This window comes from Pseudoalteromonas sp. SG43-6 (genome assembly GCF_014164365.1).
Classification (GTDB): domain Bacteria; phylum Pseudomonadota; class Gammaproteobacteria; order Enterobacterales; family Alteromonadaceae; genus Pseudoalteromonas; species Pseudoalteromonas rhizosphaerae.
Genome location: NZ_JACJEZ010000240.1, coordinates 1 through 233 on the forward strand (window position 1 = coordinate 1; position 233 = coordinate 233).

The 233-nt window shown below is 44.2% G+C and carries 1 protein-coding gene; it reads right to left on the reverse strand.

The window, feature by feature from the left end; all coding sequences use genetic code 11:
- Positions 1–233: ATP-binding protein (locus H5201_RS22935; protein ID WP_182785484.1), on the reverse strand; the 233-nt coding region annotated here is incomplete at both ends.

A 233-nucleotide genomic window follows, 5' to 3' on the forward strand; every position in this document is an offset into this window, starting at 1 on the left:
GCGTCAGCATGGGTTGATTCTCCTATCATTTCATGCCAGTTTTCCTGTGGTAGCTGGCTTATAATTATGTGTGATTTATACCCATACCGCGCATCGATTAATTCGAGTAAGTCACCTCGTTGCTGCGCACTCAGTGGTTCAAGCCCCCAGTCGTCTAAGATCAGTAGATCATACTTTATTAGCTTCGCTAGTAATTTTCGGTAACTACCATCTGCTTGTGCTAGAAACAGGCT